Below are 15,391 nucleotides of genomic sequence, written 5' to 3'. Positions count from 1 at the left end.
GGCTCAGCCCCTCAACGCCGCGAGCAATTCATCCGGGCGCTCGGCCATGATCATGTGGCCAGCGCCCGGCACCACGACGGTCTTCGCATGCGGGATCGCCGCGGCGAGCGCCTTGCCCGCCTTCGCCGGCGTCATCATGTCGCGTTCGCCGAGGATGAGCGTCGTCGGCACTTTCACGCTCGCAGCAGCAGTCAGCGCATTCGCATAAGAATTGCAGGCCGACAGATCCCTGAACAGCACGCCGGGCTCGCAAGACTTCAGCACCGCCTGCGCGCCGCCATGCATCCATAGGCCCGGCGCAAGGCTGCCGCCGAGCTCGGCGTTGAAGCCCAGGCCCCAGATCGACACCATGTCGTTGGCATCCTGCGAGTTGGCTTCGGCGGCTTTCAGCAGATCCGGGCCGACTGTCATGGTTGCGGCGGTGCCGATCAGGCTCAGCGCGGACACCTTGTCGGGATGACGCGCCGCCGTCTCCAGCGAGATCAGCGATCCCATCGAATGGCCGATCAGGTGCGCTTTCGCCACGCCGGCCGCGGCGAGCAATGCCGCCGTCCAGTCCGCCATCTCGGCGATGGTTGACAGCGAAGGTCCGGCCGAGCGGCCGTGGCCGGGCAGGTCGGGCGCCAGCACGCCAAAACCGTGATGCGCGAACCAGCGCGTATGCAGCGCCCAGCTCGAGTGATCGAAGCCGGCGCCGTGGATGAAGGCGACGGCGGGCAGGGACTTGTCGAACTCGCGGCCGCCGTTTGCGGCAAACACCTCGGCGCCGTTGACAGTGAGCTTCATGGTGTCAGACCTTTTGCGAGATGCGCAGCGCCTGCGCAAGATCGTCGATGATGTCGCTTGCCGTCTCGATGCCGACCGACAGCCGCACCAGCTCCTCGCCAATGCCGGCGGCCTTGAGCTGTTCGGCATCCATCTGCTGGTGCGTGGTCGAGGCCGGGTGGATCACCAGTGTCTTTGCGTCGCCGACATTGGCGAGATGGCTGATCATGCGCAGCGATTCGATGAATTTTCGGCCGGCGGGTCGCCCGCCCTTGATGCCGAAGGAGACGATCGAGCCGGCGCCGCGCGGCAGCAGCGTTTTTGCGAGCTGATAGTCGGTGTGATCCTCCAGCGAGGGATGCAGGACCCAATCGACCGCCTTGTTCGATTTCAGCGCCTCCAGCACCAGATGCGTGTTCTGCATATGCCGGTCCATGCGCACGCCGAGCGTCTCGACGCCCTGCAAGAGCTGGAACGCGTTGGTCGGGGACAGGCAGGCGCCGAAATCGCGCAGGCCCTCGGTGCGCGCGCGCATGATGAAGGCGCTCGTGCCGAACTGTTCGTCGAAGACGATGCCGTGATAACCGCCATAGGGCTCGGTCAGCACGCCGAACTTGCCGGAGCCGCGCCAGTCGAACCGGCCGCCGTCGACGATGGCGCCGCCGATCGCGATGCCGTGGCCGCCGATCCATTTGGTCGCCGAATGCATGACGATGTCGGCACCAAGCTCGATGGGGCGGCTGAGATAGGGCGTGGCAAAGGTGTTGTCGATCAGCAGCGGAATCTTTGCCTCATGCGCGATTCCTGCGACCTTCGGGATATCGAGCACCTCGAGCCCGGGATTACCGATGGTCTCGCCGATCACGAGCCTGGTGTTCGGCTTGATCGCTGCGCGGAACGCGTCGAGGTCGCGCGGCTTGACGAAGGTCGTGGTGATGCCGAAGCGCGGCAGCGTGTGCGCCAGCAAATTGATGGTGCCGCCATAGAGCGAGCTCGACGCCACGATATGGTCGCCGGCATTCAAGAGCGTCGCGATGGCCAGATGCAGCGCGGCCATGCCGCTCGCGGTGCAGATCGCGCCGACGCCGCCTTCGAGCGCCGCGAGCCGCTCTTCCAGCACACCTGTGGTCGGATTGGAGATGCGCGTATAGATGTGGCCGGCGCGCTCCAGATTGAACAGCGCGGCGGCGTGGTCGGAATCCTGGAACACGTAGGACGTGGTCTGGTAGATCGGCACCGCGCGGGCGCCGGTCGCGGGATCCGGATGCTGGCCCGCATGCAGGCTCAGGGTCTCGAAGGCAGGCGGTTTCGGCGCGGGCATGCGTGGCCTCGTTGGTCGATCGGCGGAGGCGGCTCTTGTGCCACAAAATGATGCGGCACGTCAGCCCATTGACTATTCACAAGAGGTCGTCATGCCCGGGGCAAGCCCGGCCATGACGCTGTGATGGCCTTAGTGCGCCCCAGCTCGCATGCGATTGACTTACCGCACGCCGGGGGAGGCGGAGCTAGCCCCGGATCGCCTGCTCGATGATCCGCGCCTCCCGCAGCAAAATCTCCGCCACCTCGTGCTCGCGGCGCGGGCCGAGCCTCGTCCGAACGGCGGAGACGGTGATCGCCGCGGCAGGCTGTCCGTCCGGGGTCTTGATCCAGGTGGAGATCGATTTCGTACCCTGCACGAGGCCGATCTCCCTCATGCCGTACCCCAGCCGTCTCGCGGCAGTGACCTGACCGAGCACCGACGCGACGTCGGTCCGGTAGGTCTCGAATCGCTTCTCGTTGGCCGCGACGATTTTTCGCGCGTCCTGCGCCGGCATCGCGGCGAGGATGGCGACGCCTGCGCTGGAGACGCCGAGCGGCCGGCGCGCGCCGACCTCGATCGACAGCACCTGGATCGGATAGATTCCGATCCTGCGATCGACGCACAGCGTGTCGTTGCCGGTTCGCACCGTCAGGAACAGCGTGTCGCCGATCTCGGTGGAGGCACGCCGCAGCGACGGATTTGCTGCGACCAGCAGCCGCGACGGCCGCGGGCGCGCAAGTGCGAGCTCCGGCACCTGGTTGCCGATCGCGTAACGGCCGGTTCGCTCGTAACGTTCGACGATGCCTTCCTCGATCAGCACGTGGACGATGCGATGCACGGTCGGGCGGGTGAGACCGGTCGCGCGCACGACCTCGGCCAGCGGCACGCCGTCTTCGCGCCCTGCGGCAAGAATACGCAGCACCGCGAGCGCGCGCCGGATCGCCTGCGCGCCCTGTCGCGGCTCTGCCGTTCCGCGGGCGGATCTTGCGGAGTTTGTCTTGTCCATATTGTGGACAAGAACGCCACAATTCTCTCGACAGGTAAAGCGCTCGTCTGGAGATTGCGCCGCGATCGAGCGCCATGCGCGACGTCACGGCACTCGATATGGAATTGGAAGCGCCGCCGGGAGGTTAACATGAGATTAATCTGGATTGCCATAGCTGCCGCAGCCGCGATGCTGGCGGGACCCGCATCGGGCCAGCAATGGCCGGCGCGCAGCGTCAAGCTGATTGTGCCCTATCCGGCCGGCGGCAATGTCGACAGCGCCGCGCGCATCGTCGCCGACAAGCTCCAGGAAAAGCTCGGCCAGCCCTTCATCATCGAGAACAAGGCCGGCGCCGGCGGCATGATCGCGGGCGAAGCCTTCGCGAAATCGGCGCCCGACGGTTACACGCTGTTCGTTGGCGCCAACGGCCCGGTGCTGTTCGCGACCGAGATCAACAAGCGCGAGGCCTATAGCTGGAAGAAGGATTTTCTTCCGATCTCGACGATCTCGATGACGCCGCTGGTGCTCGAAGTGCACCCGTCCGTGCAGGCCACGACGTTCAAGGAATTCATCGAGCTCGCCAAGCGCGAGCCCGGCAAGCTGACGATGGCCTCGCCCGGCCCCGGCACGACCAACCATTTGCTCAGCGAGCTGATGCAGTCGAGCCTCGACCTGCAATGGGTCACCGCGCATTACCGCGGCAACGCGCCGGCGATCAACGATCTCCTGGGCGGCCAGGTGCAGTTCGCATTCGACCAGCTCACGGTCAGCCTCCAGCACATCAAGGCCGGCCTGTTCCGCGCGCTCGCCGTCACCAGCCCGCATCGCCTGAAGTCGCTGCCTGACGTGCCGACCTTCGCCGAGCTCGGCTATAAGGATTTCGACGGCCAGACTTTTACGGGCCTGTTCGCGCCCGCCGGCACGCCGGCGCCGATTGTCGACAAGCTGCATGAGACGCTGGTTGCGATCCTGAAAGATCCCGGTGTGATCGACAAGTTCGAAAAGCTTGGTGGCGAATCCACCCTGATGACGCCGGCCGAGTTCAAGGCCTATCTCGAGCGCGAGGACGCCAAGTGGATTCCGGTCGTGCGCAAGGCCAACATCAAGGCTGACTGATTGATGCGGATCGACCCCACCGAGCTCGGCGCGGAGCGCATCTACCGGCTGATGACCGGAATCGTGGTGCCGCGCCCGATCGCGTGGGTCACGAGCCTGTCGCGCTCCGGCGTGCTCAACCTTGCGCCGTTCAGCGCCTTCACCTTCGTCTCGCAGAAGCCGCCGATGCTCGCCATCAGCGTCGGCCGCAAAGGCGCCGACTACAAAGACACCGCGCACAACATCCTCGACACCGAGGAATATGTCATCCACATCGCCGACACTCCGTTGATGGGCGCAGTGCATGACAGCTCGGTCGAGCATCCGCCTGAAATCAGCGAGGTCGAGCATCTCGGGCTGGAGACGCTGCCGTGCGAGCGGATCAAGGTGCCGCGGCTCGCGGCGGCACCTGTCGCGATGGAGTGCCGCTTCCGGCAGTGCCTCGAATTCGGCGAGGCTCGCAGCCGGCTCATCGTCGGCGAGGTCGTGATGTTCCACATCCGCGACGGCCTCGTGAACGACGGCAAGGTCGAGACCGCGGCGCTCGACCCGATCGCGCGCATCGGCGGCCCGCGCTACGCCCGTCTTGGCGAGATCGTGACGCTGAACACCGTCTTCCAGACGCCCAAATCCAAAGACTGAGCGCGCGGCCCATCGCGCTGGCCCTTGTGCCTGAAGACCATTGGAGAACACGACAATGCGACTCGTAAGCTATCTCTTGGACGGAGCGCCGCGCTACGGCGCCGCCGTTGAAGGCGGTGTCGTCGATCTGACCAGGCGGATCGGCCGCGACTTCTCCGACGTGAAGGCGCTGATCGCGGCCAACGCGCTCGCGGACGCGCAGGAAGCGGTGGCTGGACAAAAACCCGACTACGCGCTGGGAAGCCTCGTCCTGCTTCCGCCGGTGCTGGCGCCGGAAAAGCTCTGGTGCATCGGCGTCAACTACGCCGAGCGCAATGCCGAGTATAAAGACAGCTCGGACCTGCCCAAATATCCCAGCCTGTTCGTGCGCAGCATGTCGTCGATGACCGGCTCCGGCCAGCCGATCGAGAAGCCGCATGTGTCCGACCAGCTCGACTATGAAGGCGAGCTCGTCATCGTGATCGGGCAGGGCGGCCGTCACATCCCGCGCGAACAGGCCTTCGCGCACATCTTCGGCATGACCCTGTGCAACGAGGGCACGATCCGCGACTGGCTGCGCCATGGCAAGTTCAACGTCACCCAGGGCAAGAATTTCGATGGCTCCGGCAGCATCGGGCCCTGGATCGTCACGTCTGATGAGCTCGATCCGCGCGGGCCTCATGACATCATCACGCGCGTCAACGGCGAGGTGCGGCAGCAGGACACGACCGAGCGGCTGATGTTCCCGTTCGATTTCCTGATCTCCTATCTCTCGACCTTTGCCACCCTGAAGCCCGGCGACATGATCGTCACGGGCACGCCGACGGGCGCGGGCGCGCGTTTCGATCCGCCGCGCTGGCTCAGGGTGGGCGACGTCGTCGAGGTCGAGTCGAGTCGTATCGGCGTTCTGCGCAACACCGTCGCCGCGGAGCAGTAAGCCATGCTCGACACCGCCACGATCGAACGCCTCGCCGCGCGCCTGGATGAGGCCGAGCGCAGCAAAACGCTGATCCCGATGTTCTCGAAAGAGTATCCCGATTTCGCCATCGAGGATGCCTATGCGATTCAGCGCGCCTGGACCAAGCTCCAGCTCGGCCGCGGCCGCGTCATCAAGGGGCACAAGATCGGCCTGACCTCGAAGGCGATGCAGAACGCGGTCGGCATCTCCGAGCCCGATTACGGCGTGTTGTTCGCCGACATGTTCTATGCCGACGCCACGCCGATCCCGTTCGACCGCTTCCACGCGCCGCGCATCGAGGTCGAGCTCGCCTTCGTGCTGAAGGCGCCGCTCCGCGGACCTGACTGCACAATCTTCGACGTCCTCAACGCCACCGACTACGTCACGCCTGCGCTCGAGATCCTGGAGACGCGCATGCATCGCGTCGATCCTGAAACGGGCAAGACGCGGAAGGTGATGGACACGATCTCGGACAATGCGGCCAATGCCGCGCTGGTGCTGGGCGGCCGGCCGTTCCGCCCCATGGACGCGGACCTGCGCTGGATCGGCACGCTGCTGTTCCGCAACGGCGAAGTCGAGGAGACCGGGCTCGCGGCCGGCGTGCTCAACCATCCCGCCAACGGCATCGCCTGGCTCGCCAATCGCCTTGCGCCGCATGACGAACATCTCGCGGCCGGCGAGGTGGTGCTGGCGGGATCGTTCACCCGTCCCGTCGACATCCGCTGCGGCGACACCTTTCACGCCGACTATGGCGCGTTCGGCTCGGTGTCGTGCCAGTTCGTCTGAATCAACATATAAGAGGGAGCGCATCATGACGGGTCAAACGCGGCGCAAGAGCATCCACATCGGCGGCTTCAAGCACGCCAACCCGATTCCCAACGCCTGCCGCATCGGCAATCTCGTGATGTCCGGTGTCATCCTTGGCCGTGATGCGGCCGGCGTGATGCCCGCGAGCCTGGACGCGCAATGCGCCAACATGTTCGCGCATATGAAGGCGACCGTGGAAGCTGCCGGCGGCACCACGGACGACATCATCAAGATGACGGTGTGGCTGAAGGACCGCACGCAGCGCGGCCCGGTCAATGTCGAGTGGCTGAAGATGTTTCCGGACGAGCATTCGCGCCCGGCGCGCCACGCGCTGCCGATGGACAACATGGACGGCGGAGCACTGGTGCAGTGCGACTTCACCGCCGTGATCGACTGAAGGAGCATTTTGCATGCCGACCTATCTGCCGTTCGATCCGAACCCCCGTCGCCCGGTCAAGGCGCCGCCGCCGAAGACCGTCGACAGCCAGTTTCACGTGCTGGGGCCCATCGACAAATATCCGGAGCGGCCCGGTGCGGCCTATCGGATGCCGAGCGCGACCTGGGAAGCGGCACTGCGCGTGCACAAGACGCTCGGCATCGAGCGCGGCATCATCGTGCAGACCACGACCTATGGTGCGGATCATTCCGTCGTACTCGACGGTCTTGCGGCGATGGGCCCGAACTATCGCGGCTGCGCCAACGCACTGGTGTTCGCGGAAGCGAGCGACGCTTATCTCGCCAAGCTGCATGACGTGGGCGTGCGCGGCGCGCGCTTCAGTTTCCGCCAGGAGCTCGGCGCCGTGCTGTCGGACGCCGATTTCGCCCGCGCCATCGCGCGCATCCGCGAGCTCGGCTGGTACGTGAAGATCCAGCCCGAGAAGGACGGCATCGTCTCCAGCGTCGCCAAATACGAGAATCTCGACGTGCCCGTGCTGATCGACCACATGGCGCGGCCCGATCCGGAAGCCGGCAAGGCCGATCCGAACCTGCGCAAGATGCTCGAGCTGCTGGCCAAGGGCAATTTCTGGGTGATGCTGTCGCTCGGCGAAAAGACCTCGAAGGCCGGCCCGCCTTACGACGACGTCATCCCGATCGCGCGCGCCTATATCGAGGCCGCAATCGACCGCTGCGTCTGGGCCAGCGACTGGCCGCATCCCGTCTCCGTCAAGCAGCCGCCCAACGACGCCGACCTGCTCGAGCTGATGTACCGCTACGCGCCCGATCAGGCCGAGCTGGAGAAGATCCTGGTGCACAATCCGGCAAAGCTGTTCGGCTTTCCGGATTAGGGCGCAATTGATTCACACCGCCGGCTGCGCTGCCAGCCGGTCGCGCACCTCGGCTGCGATCTCGAACGAGCGCAGCCGCGCGGCATGGTCGTAGATCTGGCCCGTCGTCATCAGCTCGTCCGCGCCGGTCTCGGCGATCAGCGCCTTCAGCTTCTGCTCGACCGTTTCAGGCGAGCCTACGGCGGAGCAGGACAGCGACTGGCCAACCATGGCCTTCTCGGCCGGCGACCACAGCGCGTCCATGTCGTCGACCGGCGGCGGCAGCGGGCCGGGCGTGCCGCGGCGGAGATTGATGAACTGCTGCTGGAGCGAGGAGAACATCCGCTCCGCCTCCGCGTCGCTCTCGGCGGCGAACACGTTGACGCCGACCATCGCATAGGGTTTGTCGAGTTGCGCCGACGGCTCGAAGCGCGCCCGATATTCGCGCAGCGCCGGCATCATCATTTGAGGCGCGAAATGCGAGGCGAACGCGAATGGCAGCCCGAGCATCGCGGCAAGCTGCGCGCCGAAGGTGCTCGATCCCAGGATCCAGAGCGGCACCTTCGTCCCAAAGCCGGGCACGGCGCGGATCGCCTGGTTCGGCTGGACATCACCGAGCAGCGCCTGCAACTCCAGCACGTCATGCGGAAAGTTTTCGGAACTCGTGGCGAGATCGCGCCGCAATGCCCGCGCGGTGAACTGGTCGGTGCCCGGCGCGCGGCCGAGCCCGAGATCGATGCGCCCGGGATAGAGCGACTCCAGCGTGCCGAACTGCTCGGCGATGACCAGCGGCGAATGGTTCGGCAGCATGATCCCGCCGGACCCGACCCGGATCGTCCCGGTCCCGCCCGCGACGTGCCCGATCACCACCGACGTCGCCGCGCTCGCGATGCCCGTCATGTTGTGATGCTCGGCCAGCCAGAACCGCTTGTAGCCCCAGGCCTCGGCATGCTGGGCGAGGTCGAGCGAATTGCGGAACGCCTGCGCCGCATCGCCACCTCTTCGGATGGGCGCGAGGTCGAGCACGGAGAAGGGGATCATGGGTGGGTACCGGGTGGGAGTGCGGTGTGCGCTGCGGCCTCACATGTAGTGGCTTATTATGGAAATGTTAGCGCTGCCGTAGCGTGCAAATGCAATCCAAATCTGCTGTACAACGATGGCGTTGCCATTCCCTTTGTAAAGCCTCCAGCGATCGAGATGTGGCCGGCACCTTTCCCGTTGGCGGCAGCTACAGCAGGCCGCGCTTGTGCTGGATGATGATGATAACGCGAATGATGCAGTCCGATACCGACTCGCCGGGCCGCCGTGCCTTGTGCAGCATTTGCCACGTCACCTCATCGATCTGTATCTGCCATTTGCCGCTTGCCAGGCGTCGTCCGGTATCGTCGGACGGGAACTCGGCCGCAATCAGAGCGCGGCACTCGTCGGTGATTTCAATTTCCGGCATTGTTGGTCGTTCTCGCGGACGGTGTGCTCGCGTGCAGCCCTCGCCCGATCCGGAGAGATCAGCCAGTTAAATCTCGGTAACAACCGATCCGGCCGAAGCCGATGCCGATCGTCCTGACCATGAACGAGGAGCGCGACATCTGGACGCAGTCGCGGTAGGGCGCTGCGGCGCCGCCAGTGGATGCCTGCTGAATATCGAGGGATGCGGCGCTGACAAGAAAGATCATTCAATGGCTTGGGTCTCGTTCGTGCAGCCGTGACGCTTGAGCCGTCGGGCTCCCGTCGTCGCCGGACATTGCCAATCCTTCACAACCTTAATGCGGTTTAACGAGGTTTCCGTAAGCAGTGCGGGTAAACCGCGAGTCGCGGGGGGCGTCCTCCAGACACGAGATGACGCCGTGAAGTTTGACGAACAGGAACGCACCGCGCTGACGGACGCTGGGTTTTCCGTCGCCGACAACAGCAAGGCTGCCTACGTCGAAGCCGTCGTGGTGATCGCCGCGTACGACGCCGAAACCTATTGGCTGACGTTCGCTCTGCCGAATGATGCCCAGATCGTGTGCGTTGTGCCACGCGACCAGATTGCCGACGCGATCACGTATAACCACGCAGCTCGGCGGAACCAATTCCAGTGAAGCTGACCTTCCCTCATGCAAGGCTGAAGGCGCTCTGGAACGAGGCCGTCCGGCAATGGCCGGTTGCGGTGCGAGCCATGAACGGTCGAGATTCACCCGGTTTCTGGCTTGTCGGTGGCCAAGGCATCTATCTCGTGCATAACGGCGCCAGGCCTCGGGGCAGCGTGACTCTGGCCTACGCAAACGAATGCGACCCGCTCAAAGTGCCGGTCCAAAGTTGGTTGGGTATCAAGCGCGCCATCTTCGGCGATAACGATGGGAGGGAATTCGTCGATCTGGTGATGATCGGCACTGCCGTCGATGCCGGCGCCGACGTCGAGGTGACCTTCGAGCCCGACACGATGACGGTGGCTGTCGTCGAAAAAGGAACGGCGAGCATACGACTGCAATCGCCGCGCATCCGGGACAAAAATGATACCGCGTCAGGACGCAGTTGTCGGGTTTGAGTCTGAATCTCGGCTAACGACCAGACGCGGTATCTTGGCCCGCTGCTCTCGCCAAGCCCTGCACATCGTCGTCCTCCCAGTCCTCCCATTCCACGTTGTTGGTTTCGAGATAACGGGCGACGGCTACGCCGATTGTCGGGAAGAAGTAATGCTCTCCAAGCTGCGCGAAGAGGCCAAATCTTTTCAGCTTGTCCTTCACGGGATCTTTGAGTTCGGCAAAACAAAACTCTATGCCTTGCGCGTGCAACGATCGGTCCAGTTCGGCAACCACGTCGCAGGCGGTGACGTCTACGCTCGTGACCGGCTCTGCCGCAACAACCAGCCAACGCACGGGTGTTGGCGATGTCGCTACGGCATCCAGGACGCGTTCCCTGAAGAATTCGGCGTTGGCAAAAAACAGAGGTGCATCCCAGCGAAACAGGACCAGCCCGGGGACCCGGCGCGCATCCGGATATCGTGTGATGTCGTGATAGCCTTTGACGCCGTAGGCGCGCCCCAATACGGCGGAGTGTGGGCGCCAACCGTCCCACAGGAACTCGATGATGGCGATTGCGATCGCAAGACCAATTCCTGGAATGACTCCGAGCACTGCTACACCGACAAAGCAGATGATGGCCAGCCAGAATTCCCATCGTTGAATGCGATAGATTCGTTTGAGGTCGGTAACTTCAATCAAGCCAATCGCCGATGCGATGACGACGGCGGCCAATGCGGCGGTGGGTAAATGTTGAAGCAGGCTCGGCGCGACCAGGAGGAGCAACGCGATGGCAAGCGCGCCTACGACGCTGGTGAGTTGAGTGCGGGCACCGGCGGCTTCCGCGACGGGTGTCCGTGAACTGCTGCTGCTGATCGGGAAGCCCTGGAAAAATCCCGTCGCCAGATTGGCGGCACCGAGCCCGACCATCTCTTGGTTGGGATCGACCCGAGACCCCAATCGCGCAGCGTAGGCACGTGAAAGTACGCTCGTATCGGCAAACGAAACCATCGCTACTGCACAACCGCCGACCAGCACCGGGACGAGATCGCTGGAGGTAATCCATGGGACAACGAAGCCCGGCAGGCCCTGGGGAAGGGGGCCCAGCACCTTGACGCCGTATTGCGTCCCGAGATCAAGCACCCCGACGACGAGCGTGGCCCCAACGACCGCGATCAGAAGGCCCGGTACCCGCTTGTTGTTCCTGAGAAGCAGGATCACGATCAACGTGGCGAGGCCAATCGCGAACGCGACCCAGTTTATCTGCCCCCCAAGGATCGCGCTGACAATCGCCCACAGGCTTCGCAGTGGCCCCTCGCTCTCGATGGAAAAGCCGAAGAGCTTGGGCAGCTGGCTGATCAATACGGTCAGGGCAATTCCGTTCATATACCCGTAGCGTATCGGCTTCGAGAGAAGCTCGGTGATAAAGCCAAGGCGCGCGACACCTGCCAGGATACAGACCGTCCCTGAGACAATCGCCATCATGCCCGCGAGTGTTACGGCCCGCAGGGGATCGCCCTGGGCCAAGGGAGCGATGACTCCAAGGAGTATTGCCGCCAGCGCCGAGTCCGGGCCAAGGACGAGAATGCGGCTTGGGCCGAACAGCGCGTAGGCCAGCAGCGGCACGATCGTTGCGTACAAACCGTAGATGCCCGGCAGGCCCGATGCAGCTGCATAGGCAATGCCGACCGGGACCAGCATTGTCGCCAGGACGATGCCGGCGAAGATATCGTGCGGAAGCGATGCCGCCTCATATTGACGGAGAGTGTCGAGTCCGGGCAACCAGCGCTTCATTGATGGTCTCTCCCAGCCCGCATTGAGCAAGTTTGCCCCGCATGATGCATTGGACCGATCAGGCTATTACGCCCGCAGCAGGCTGAACAGTGGCCCGGCGCTATGGCCGAAGCAGCACAGCGGGCCATGGGTGCCAGCCGGCGCCAAGTTTTCCCCTGCGCCCTCTTCACGGAAGAGGGGAAGGACCAAAACCGAACGCGGGTGTTTCATGCCACGAGAACGGCGTTCGTTCGCCGCTGGTTGAGTGGCTCGCACCTCCGTTCACAACCCTGTTATTGCGACCTATGGCGCCCGTTGTCTCAACTGGGCGTTTTGCGCCTGTTGTTGTACCCTTGGTGAGACAACTGCTGGGGTCGCGAGGAGGAACTGACATGACCATGGTCGTACTCAACCGACGCTATCTCCTCGCCGCGGGCGGCTCGGTCCTGGCGGCCGGGATGTCCGGGCTCCTGTTGCCTGCCCGCGCGGACGGCCTCGCACCGACCGAGTCGATGTCGGGTGGCGCGAACAACTACCGCAAGGGCGCGGCGATCGTGGACCGGATCGGCAAGGGCGGCTTCTGGATGAGCGGCACCGTACGCCGCGCAGGCGACGGGGCGCCACTCGCCGGGCAGCGCATCCAGATCTGGGCGCACACGACCGAGGGGCAGGAGCACGAGCCGCAGAGTCATGGCGCCACGCTCACCGACAAGGACGGCAAGTTCCGGCTCGAGATGCCGCAGATCATTCCGATCTTCGGCCAGCCGCATGGTCACCTCGCCTATGACAGCGGTGAGTTCAAGACCGTCTTCCTGCGGCCGGTGATGCGGAGCGCGAAGGAGACGAGCCTGGAAGCGCACTTCGTCCTGCAGCCGGCCTGACCGGGTTGCGAATGAAGGGGTGGAGACTGGCCCGGGTGATCCTGATCTGGGTCGCCCTTGCTTTCGCCATTGGCGTGCCGATCGCCGCGGCAGCGGCAAGCGAGCAGCTCGCATGGCGCGGTCCGCTCTACATCCTGGCCGGGTTTGCGGGGATCGTTGCCCTCGGCCTCGTGCTCGTTCAGCCCCTGCTGATCGGCGGATATCTGCCGGGATTCCCGGCCTATCGCGGACGGCGTGCACATCACTGGATCGGCGGCACGCTGGTCGCGGCGATCGTGATCCATGTCGCTGGCCTCTGGGTCACCAGTCCGCCCGACATGATCGACGCGCTGACCTTCTCATCGCCGACGCCGTTCTCTCCCTTTGGCGTAACCGCGATGTGGGCCATCTTCGCGGTCGCGCTTTTGGCCGCCCTGCGCCGGCGATTGGGACTGCGACCGCGGACCTGGCGCTTCATTCACATGCCGCTGGCGATCGTCATTGTCGCAGGCAGCGTGATCCATTGCCTGCTGATCGAGGGGACGATGGAGACGATCTCGAAGGCGGCGCTCTGCGCGCTCGTCCTCGCGGCAACCGTAAAAGCCATGATCGACCTGCAGGTGTGGCGAAAGCGAAGGACGTTGCGCGGCGAGAGCACTGCGCCGCAGTAACATGGCCTCGCGTAGATGGCCGCGCTTAGGATGGGTAGAGCGAAGCGAAACCCATCGCACTGTGTCTGCGCGGAAGCATGATGGGTTTCGCAAGCGCTCTACCCATCCTACGAAATTTTTGCTGACCGCCTTGTTCAAACACGTTCGGCGTCGTCAGCACCAATCTCCGCTCCGCTTGTCGCAGATAGCGACGGGGCGTATCCTAGCGCGATGGTTGTCAGTGCCCCCGAGCTGAAAGCGTTCCTGCTCGCGACACCGTTCTTCGGCGGTCTTCCGGATCCGAGCCTCGACCTGCTGATTTCGATGCTGGTCGAGTGCCGCTTTGATGCCGGCGCGACCGTCGTGGCGGAAGGCGAGCCGGGTCGCTCGCTGTTCATCGTCAAATCCGGCCGGCTGGCGGTGAGCAAGCAGGCGAACTCGGGGAGCGTCATTCCGATTTCCGTCCTGGAGGCTGGCGATTTCTTCGGTGAAATGACGCTGATTGAAATGCAGAATCGCTCCGCCACGGTGGTCGCGGAGAGTCCGACGGTGTTGTACGAGCTGACGGCGCAAAAGCTCTACGCCTGCTACAAGGCCGATATCCACGCCTATGTGATCGTCCTGCAGAACGTCAATCGCGAGCTATGCCGGCGGCTGCGCCGCGCCGACGATCGCCTCACCGGACACCAGGCGGGCGAAGACGAAACCCCTGCGCGATGAATGTGGCCCCGGATTACGCTTGCGCGCCATCCGGGCTACGCCACTTCGCGCGGGACGTTCAGCCCACCGGTCCCGGGATCCAATCGTCCCCTGAAAGTGGGCTGACCCTCACGCCAGCAATGACTCCGAGCTCCAGGGTTGGATCGAAGTGGCGCATCGTCCGCTCGTTGAGGTCGATGATGCGGCCAGGCCTTAAGGGCCCCACGTCATTTATCTTGACGATGACCTTCTTGCCGACGGCCTCGACGAGGGCATATTTCGGCCTCGCGCCAAATTGGACCCCACCGAATTTCCCGCGCAAATTCGTCTTGATGGCAGCCGCCCAGACAGAGGGATCATAGCGCTCGCCGGAGGCTGTGTTCGGACCGCCCTCTTCCTTGCCGGGCTTGAACGGATTGTACATGGATGCGGCGCCAACGATCGCCTCCCCGGAGGCGGCATCGACGACGGCGCTTGAGTGAGCGCCACGGCCTTCACTTCGAGCAACGGTAATGGAAACGGCAAGCGCAACCAGGGCGCCGCAAATTGCGGCGCTCGAGCGGAACAGCATTATAACTCCTGTGATTTTTTCGATCGTCCGGTTCCGACACCGCAAGCATGGTCAAGCGAACGCGGAGGCGTTCATGAACTTGCGCCAATGCTTTGCGGGATTTGAGCCAACCCCTGGCTACGGAACCGATGTGCGAACCAGAGCGGCCCGCACGCAGTGTTTTAGGTTGTCACCGACTAAGACAGAGAATGCGTCAGCAGCATGACCTGATGGAACCTGCGGTGAGTGACATGTGCGATGTCGCCACAAGCTGACATGCTCGCGCTAATTGATCCGTCGGGCAAAACACCCGCCGCTCGCACAAACCCGTCAATCCTCTTCAGTAAAAATATTCCGCTTTACCGAAATTCGGAATTACGGCATTGTCTCCGCCATCCCGGCCCGAGAAGAGGGGCGATCGTACGTCGTCACGAACGTGGGCCGGGGTGCGGTGGACGCGGCGGTGCCGGGCACGCGAATGCGGGACCAGGGCGAGATGAACCTCGTGAGGGCCTTGACTGCGTGCGGAACGGACGGCGCCTGTGTCCGGCGAAGCCCTTGG

General features: G+C 64.1%; 19 protein-coding genes. 11 read left to right on the top strand and 8 right to left on the bottom strand.

Going from position 1 to position 15,391, the window contains the following annotated elements:
- Positions 1 to 3 precede the first annotated feature (3 nt).
- From AB7008_RS46075 to AB7008_RS46065, 3 genes are all read right to left on the bottom strand, one after another.
- Positions 4 to 786, bottom strand: a complete 783-nt coding sequence (locus tag AB7008_RS46075; RefSeq protein ID WP_441260993.1) for an alpha/beta fold hydrolase — start codon at positions 784 to 786, stop codon at positions 4 to 6.
- Between the two features lie 4 nt (positions 787 to 790).
- Positions 791 to 2,086 (bottom strand): O-acetylhomoserine aminocarboxypropyltransferase, encoded by a 1,296-nt coding sequence (locus AB7008_RS46070; protein ID WP_212100383.1) that lies wholly within the window; start codon positions 2,084 to 2,086, stop codon positions 791 to 793.
- Positions 2,087 to 2,270: 184 nt separating this feature from the next.
- Positions 2,271 to 3,071 carry an IclR family transcriptional regulator gene (locus tag AB7008_RS46065; RefSeq protein ID WP_441260992.1) on the bottom strand — a complete coding sequence of 267 codons (801 nt, stop codon included), beginning with the start codon at positions 3,069 to 3,071 and terminating at the stop codon, positions 2,271 to 2,273.
- Between the two features lie 129 nt (positions 3,072 to 3,200).
- Between AB7008_RS46065 and AB7008_RS46060 the strand changes: the two genes are divergently transcribed.
- The 6 genes from AB7008_RS46060 to AB7008_RS46035 are packed head-to-tail and all read left to right on the top strand — an operon-like array spanning position 3,201 to position 7,817.
- A complete protein-coding gene (locus tag AB7008_RS46060) occupies positions 3,201 to 4,166 on the top strand; it encodes a Bug family tripartite tricarboxylate transporter substrate binding protein (RefSeq protein WP_041956785.1) in 966 nt (321 codons plus the stop codon).
- Between the two features lie 3 nt (positions 4,167 to 4,169).
- Positions 4,170 to 4,787: a flavin reductase family protein gene (locus AB7008_RS46055; protein ID WP_028159130.1), complete on the top strand. Its 618-nt coding sequence runs from the start codon at positions 4,170 to 4,172 to the stop codon at positions 4,785 to 4,787.
- 55 nt (positions 4,788 to 4,842) lie between these two features.
- Complete coding sequence (locus AB7008_RS46050) at positions 4,843 to 5,703, top strand: fumarylacetoacetate hydrolase family protein (RefSeq protein ID WP_441260991.1); 861 nt, start codon at positions 4,843 to 4,845, stop codon at positions 5,701 to 5,703.
- A 3-nt stretch (positions 5,704 to 5,706) separates the two neighbouring features.
- The gene (gene hpaH / locus AB7008_RS46045; protein WP_441260990.1) at positions 5,707 to 6,510 is read left to right on the top strand and encodes a 2-oxo-hept-4-ene-1,7-dioate hydratase; all 804 of its coding nucleotides are present in this window, start codon (positions 5,707 to 5,709) and stop codon (positions 6,508 to 6,510) included.
- Between the two features lie 25 nt (positions 6,511 to 6,535).
- Entirely contained in the window at positions 6,536 to 6,928 is a 393-nt protein-coding gene (locus AB7008_RS46040) for a RidA family protein (RefSeq protein ID WP_028159133.1), read from the top strand.
- Between the two features lie 13 nt (positions 6,929 to 6,941).
- Complete coding sequence (locus AB7008_RS46035; RefSeq protein ID WP_441260989.1) at positions 6,942 to 7,817, top strand: amidohydrolase family protein; 876 nt, start codon at positions 6,942 to 6,944, stop codon at positions 7,815 to 7,817.
- A 12-nt stretch (positions 7,818 to 7,829) separates the two neighbouring features.
- Here the strand turns inward: AB7008_RS46035 and AB7008_RS46030 are convergent, their stop codons facing one another.
- The 3 genes from AB7008_RS46030 to AB7008_RS46020 all read right to left on the bottom strand — a co-directional run bounded on the left by AB7008_RS46030 (position 7,830) and on the right by AB7008_RS46020 (position 9,469).
- Positions 7,830 to 8,837, bottom strand: coding sequence for an LLM class flavin-dependent oxidoreductase (locus AB7008_RS46030; RefSeq protein WP_441260988.1), 1,008 nt, complete (start codon positions 8,835 to 8,837; stop codon positions 7,830 to 7,832).
- Positions 8,838 to 9,024: 187 nt separating this feature from the next.
- Positions 9,025 to 9,243, bottom strand: coding sequence for a hypothetical protein (locus AB7008_RS46025; RefSeq protein WP_028159136.1), 219 nt, complete (start codon positions 9,241 to 9,243; stop codon positions 9,025 to 9,027).
- A 58-nt stretch (positions 9,244 to 9,301) separates the two neighbouring features.
- Complete coding sequence (locus tag AB7008_RS46020; protein ID WP_248880321.1) at positions 9,302 to 9,469, bottom strand: hypothetical protein; 168 nt, start codon at positions 9,467 to 9,469, stop codon at positions 9,302 to 9,304.
- 171 nt (positions 9,470 to 9,640) lie between these two features.
- Between AB7008_RS46020 and AB7008_RS46015 the strand changes: the two genes are divergently transcribed.
- The gene (locus tag AB7008_RS46015; RefSeq protein ID WP_014491478.1) at positions 9,641 to 9,877 is read left to right on the top strand and encodes a hypothetical protein; all 237 of its coding nucleotides are present in this window, start codon (positions 9,641 to 9,643) and stop codon (positions 9,875 to 9,877) included.
- Complete coding sequence (locus AB7008_RS46010; protein WP_441260987.1) at positions 9,874 to 10,323, top strand: DUF3085 domain-containing protein; 450 nt, start codon at positions 9,874 to 9,876, stop codon at positions 10,321 to 10,323. Before AB7008_RS46015 ends, AB7008_RS46010 begins: the two co-directional genes overlap by 4 nt.
- A 13-nt stretch (positions 10,324 to 10,336) precedes the next feature.
- Here AB7008_RS46010 and AB7008_RS46005 read toward each other — a convergent pair whose 3' ends face one another.
- On the bottom strand, positions 10,337 to 12,091 hold the full coding sequence (locus AB7008_RS46005) for a SulP family inorganic anion transporter (RefSeq protein WP_441260986.1): 1,755 nt from the start codon (positions 12,089 to 12,091) through the stop codon (positions 10,337 to 10,339).
- A 371-nt stretch (positions 12,092 to 12,462) separates the two neighbouring features.
- Between AB7008_RS46005 and AB7008_RS46000 the strand changes: the two genes are divergently transcribed.
- The 3 genes from AB7008_RS46000 to AB7008_RS45990 all read left to right on the top strand — a co-directional run bounded on the left by AB7008_RS46000 (position 12,463) and on the right by AB7008_RS45990 (position 14,300).
- Complete coding sequence (locus AB7008_RS46000; protein ID WP_304491787.1) at positions 12,463 to 12,951, top strand: Twin-arginine translocation pathway signal; 489 nt, start codon at positions 12,463 to 12,465, stop codon at positions 12,949 to 12,951.
- A gap of 11 nt (positions 12,952 to 12,962) precedes the next feature.
- Positions 12,963 to 13,601 carry a ferric reductase-like transmembrane domain-containing protein gene (locus AB7008_RS45995; protein WP_304491786.1) on the top strand — a complete coding sequence of 213 codons (639 nt, stop codon included), beginning with the start codon at positions 12,963 to 12,965 and terminating at the stop codon, positions 13,599 to 13,601.
- A gap of 210 nt (positions 13,602 to 13,811) precedes the next feature.
- Positions 13,812 to 14,300: a cyclic nucleotide-binding domain-containing protein gene (locus AB7008_RS45990; protein WP_038957677.1), complete on the top strand. Its 489-nt coding sequence runs from the start codon at positions 13,812 to 13,814 to the stop codon at positions 14,298 to 14,300.
- A 58-nt stretch (positions 14,301 to 14,358) separates the two neighbouring features.
- Here AB7008_RS45990 and AB7008_RS45985 read toward each other — a convergent pair whose 3' ends face one another.
- The gene (locus AB7008_RS45985; RefSeq protein WP_028159141.1) at positions 14,359 to 14,850 is read right to left on the bottom strand and encodes a septal ring lytic transglycosylase RlpA family protein; all 492 of its coding nucleotides are present in this window, start codon (positions 14,848 to 14,850) and stop codon (positions 14,359 to 14,361) included.
- Between the last annotated feature and the right edge of the window lie 541 nt (positions 14,851 to 15,391).

It is taken from the genome of Bradyrhizobium sp. 521_C7_N1_3, from assembly GCF_052075975.1.
In the GTDB taxonomy this organism is placed as follows: Bacteria; Pseudomonadota; Alphaproteobacteria; order Rhizobiales; family Xanthobacteraceae; genus Bradyrhizobium; species Bradyrhizobium japonicum.
Note: the sequence above shows the minus strand (reverse complement) of the source record. Positions and strands in the feature narration are given on the sequence as shown.

What these genes read in the sequence shown, in the direction of transcription:
- AB7008_RS46075 (WP_441260993.1), bottom strand. Translation starts at nt 786, where the DNA reads ATGAAGCTCACTGTCAACGGCGCCGAGGTGTTTGCCGCAAACGGCGGC.
- AB7008_RS46070 (WP_212100383.1), bottom strand. Translation starts at nt 2,086, where the DNA reads ATGCCCGCGCCGAAACCGCCTGCCTTCGAGACCCTGAGCCTGCATGCG.
- AB7008_RS46065 (WP_441260992.1), bottom strand. Translation starts at nt 3,071, where the DNA reads ATGGACAAGACAAACTCCGCAAGATCCGCCCGCGGAACGGCAGAGCCG.
- AB7008_RS46060 (WP_041956785.1), top strand. Translation starts at nt 3,201, where the DNA reads ATGAGATTAATCTGGATTGCCATAGCTGCCGCAGCCGCGATGCTGGCG.
- AB7008_RS46055 (WP_028159130.1), top strand. Translation starts at nt 4,170, where the DNA reads ATGCGGATCGACCCCACCGAGCTCGGCGCGGAGCGCATCTACCGGCTG.
- AB7008_RS46050 (WP_441260991.1), top strand. Translation starts at nt 4,843, where the DNA reads ATGCGACTCGTAAGCTATCTCTTGGACGGAGCGCCGCGCTACGGCGCC.
- hpaH (WP_441260990.1), top strand. Translation starts at nt 5,707, where the DNA reads ATGCTCGACACCGCCACGATCGAACGCCTCGCCGCGCGCCTGGATGAG.
- AB7008_RS46040 (WP_028159133.1), top strand. Translation starts at nt 6,536, where the DNA reads ATGACGGGTCAAACGCGGCGCAAGAGCATCCACATCGGCGGCTTCAAG.
- AB7008_RS46035 (WP_441260989.1), top strand. Translation starts at nt 6,942, where the DNA reads ATGCCGACCTATCTGCCGTTCGATCCGAACCCCCGTCGCCCGGTCAAG.
- AB7008_RS46030 (WP_441260988.1), bottom strand. Translation starts at nt 8,837, where the DNA reads ATGATCCCCTTCTCCGTGCTCGACCTCGCGCCCATCCGAAGAGGTGGC.
- AB7008_RS46025 (WP_028159136.1), bottom strand. Translation starts at nt 9,243, where the DNA reads ATGCCGGAAATTGAAATCACCGACGAGTGCCGCGCTCTGATTGCGGCC.
- AB7008_RS46020 (WP_248880321.1), bottom strand. Translation starts at nt 9,469, where the DNA reads ATGATCTTTCTTGTCAGCGCCGCATCCCTCGATATTCAGCAGGCATCC.
- AB7008_RS46005 (WP_441260986.1), bottom strand. Translation starts at nt 12,091, where the DNA reads ATGAAGCGCTGGTTGCCCGGACTCGACACTCTCCGTCAATATGAGGCG.
- AB7008_RS46000 (WP_304491787.1), top strand. Translation starts at nt 12,463, where the DNA reads ATGACCATGGTCGTACTCAACCGACGCTATCTCCTCGCCGCGGGCGGC.
- AB7008_RS45995 (WP_304491786.1), top strand. Translation starts at nt 12,963, where the DNA reads ATGAAGGGGTGGAGACTGGCCCGGGTGATCCTGATCTGGGTCGCCCTT.
- AB7008_RS45990 (WP_038957677.1), top strand. Translation starts at nt 13,812, where the DNA reads ATGGTTGTCAGTGCCCCCGAGCTGAAAGCGTTCCTGCTCGCGACACCG.
- AB7008_RS45985 (WP_028159141.1), bottom strand. Translation starts at nt 14,850, where the DNA reads ATGCTGTTCCGCTCGAGCGCCGCAATTTGCGGCGCCCTGGTTGCGCTT.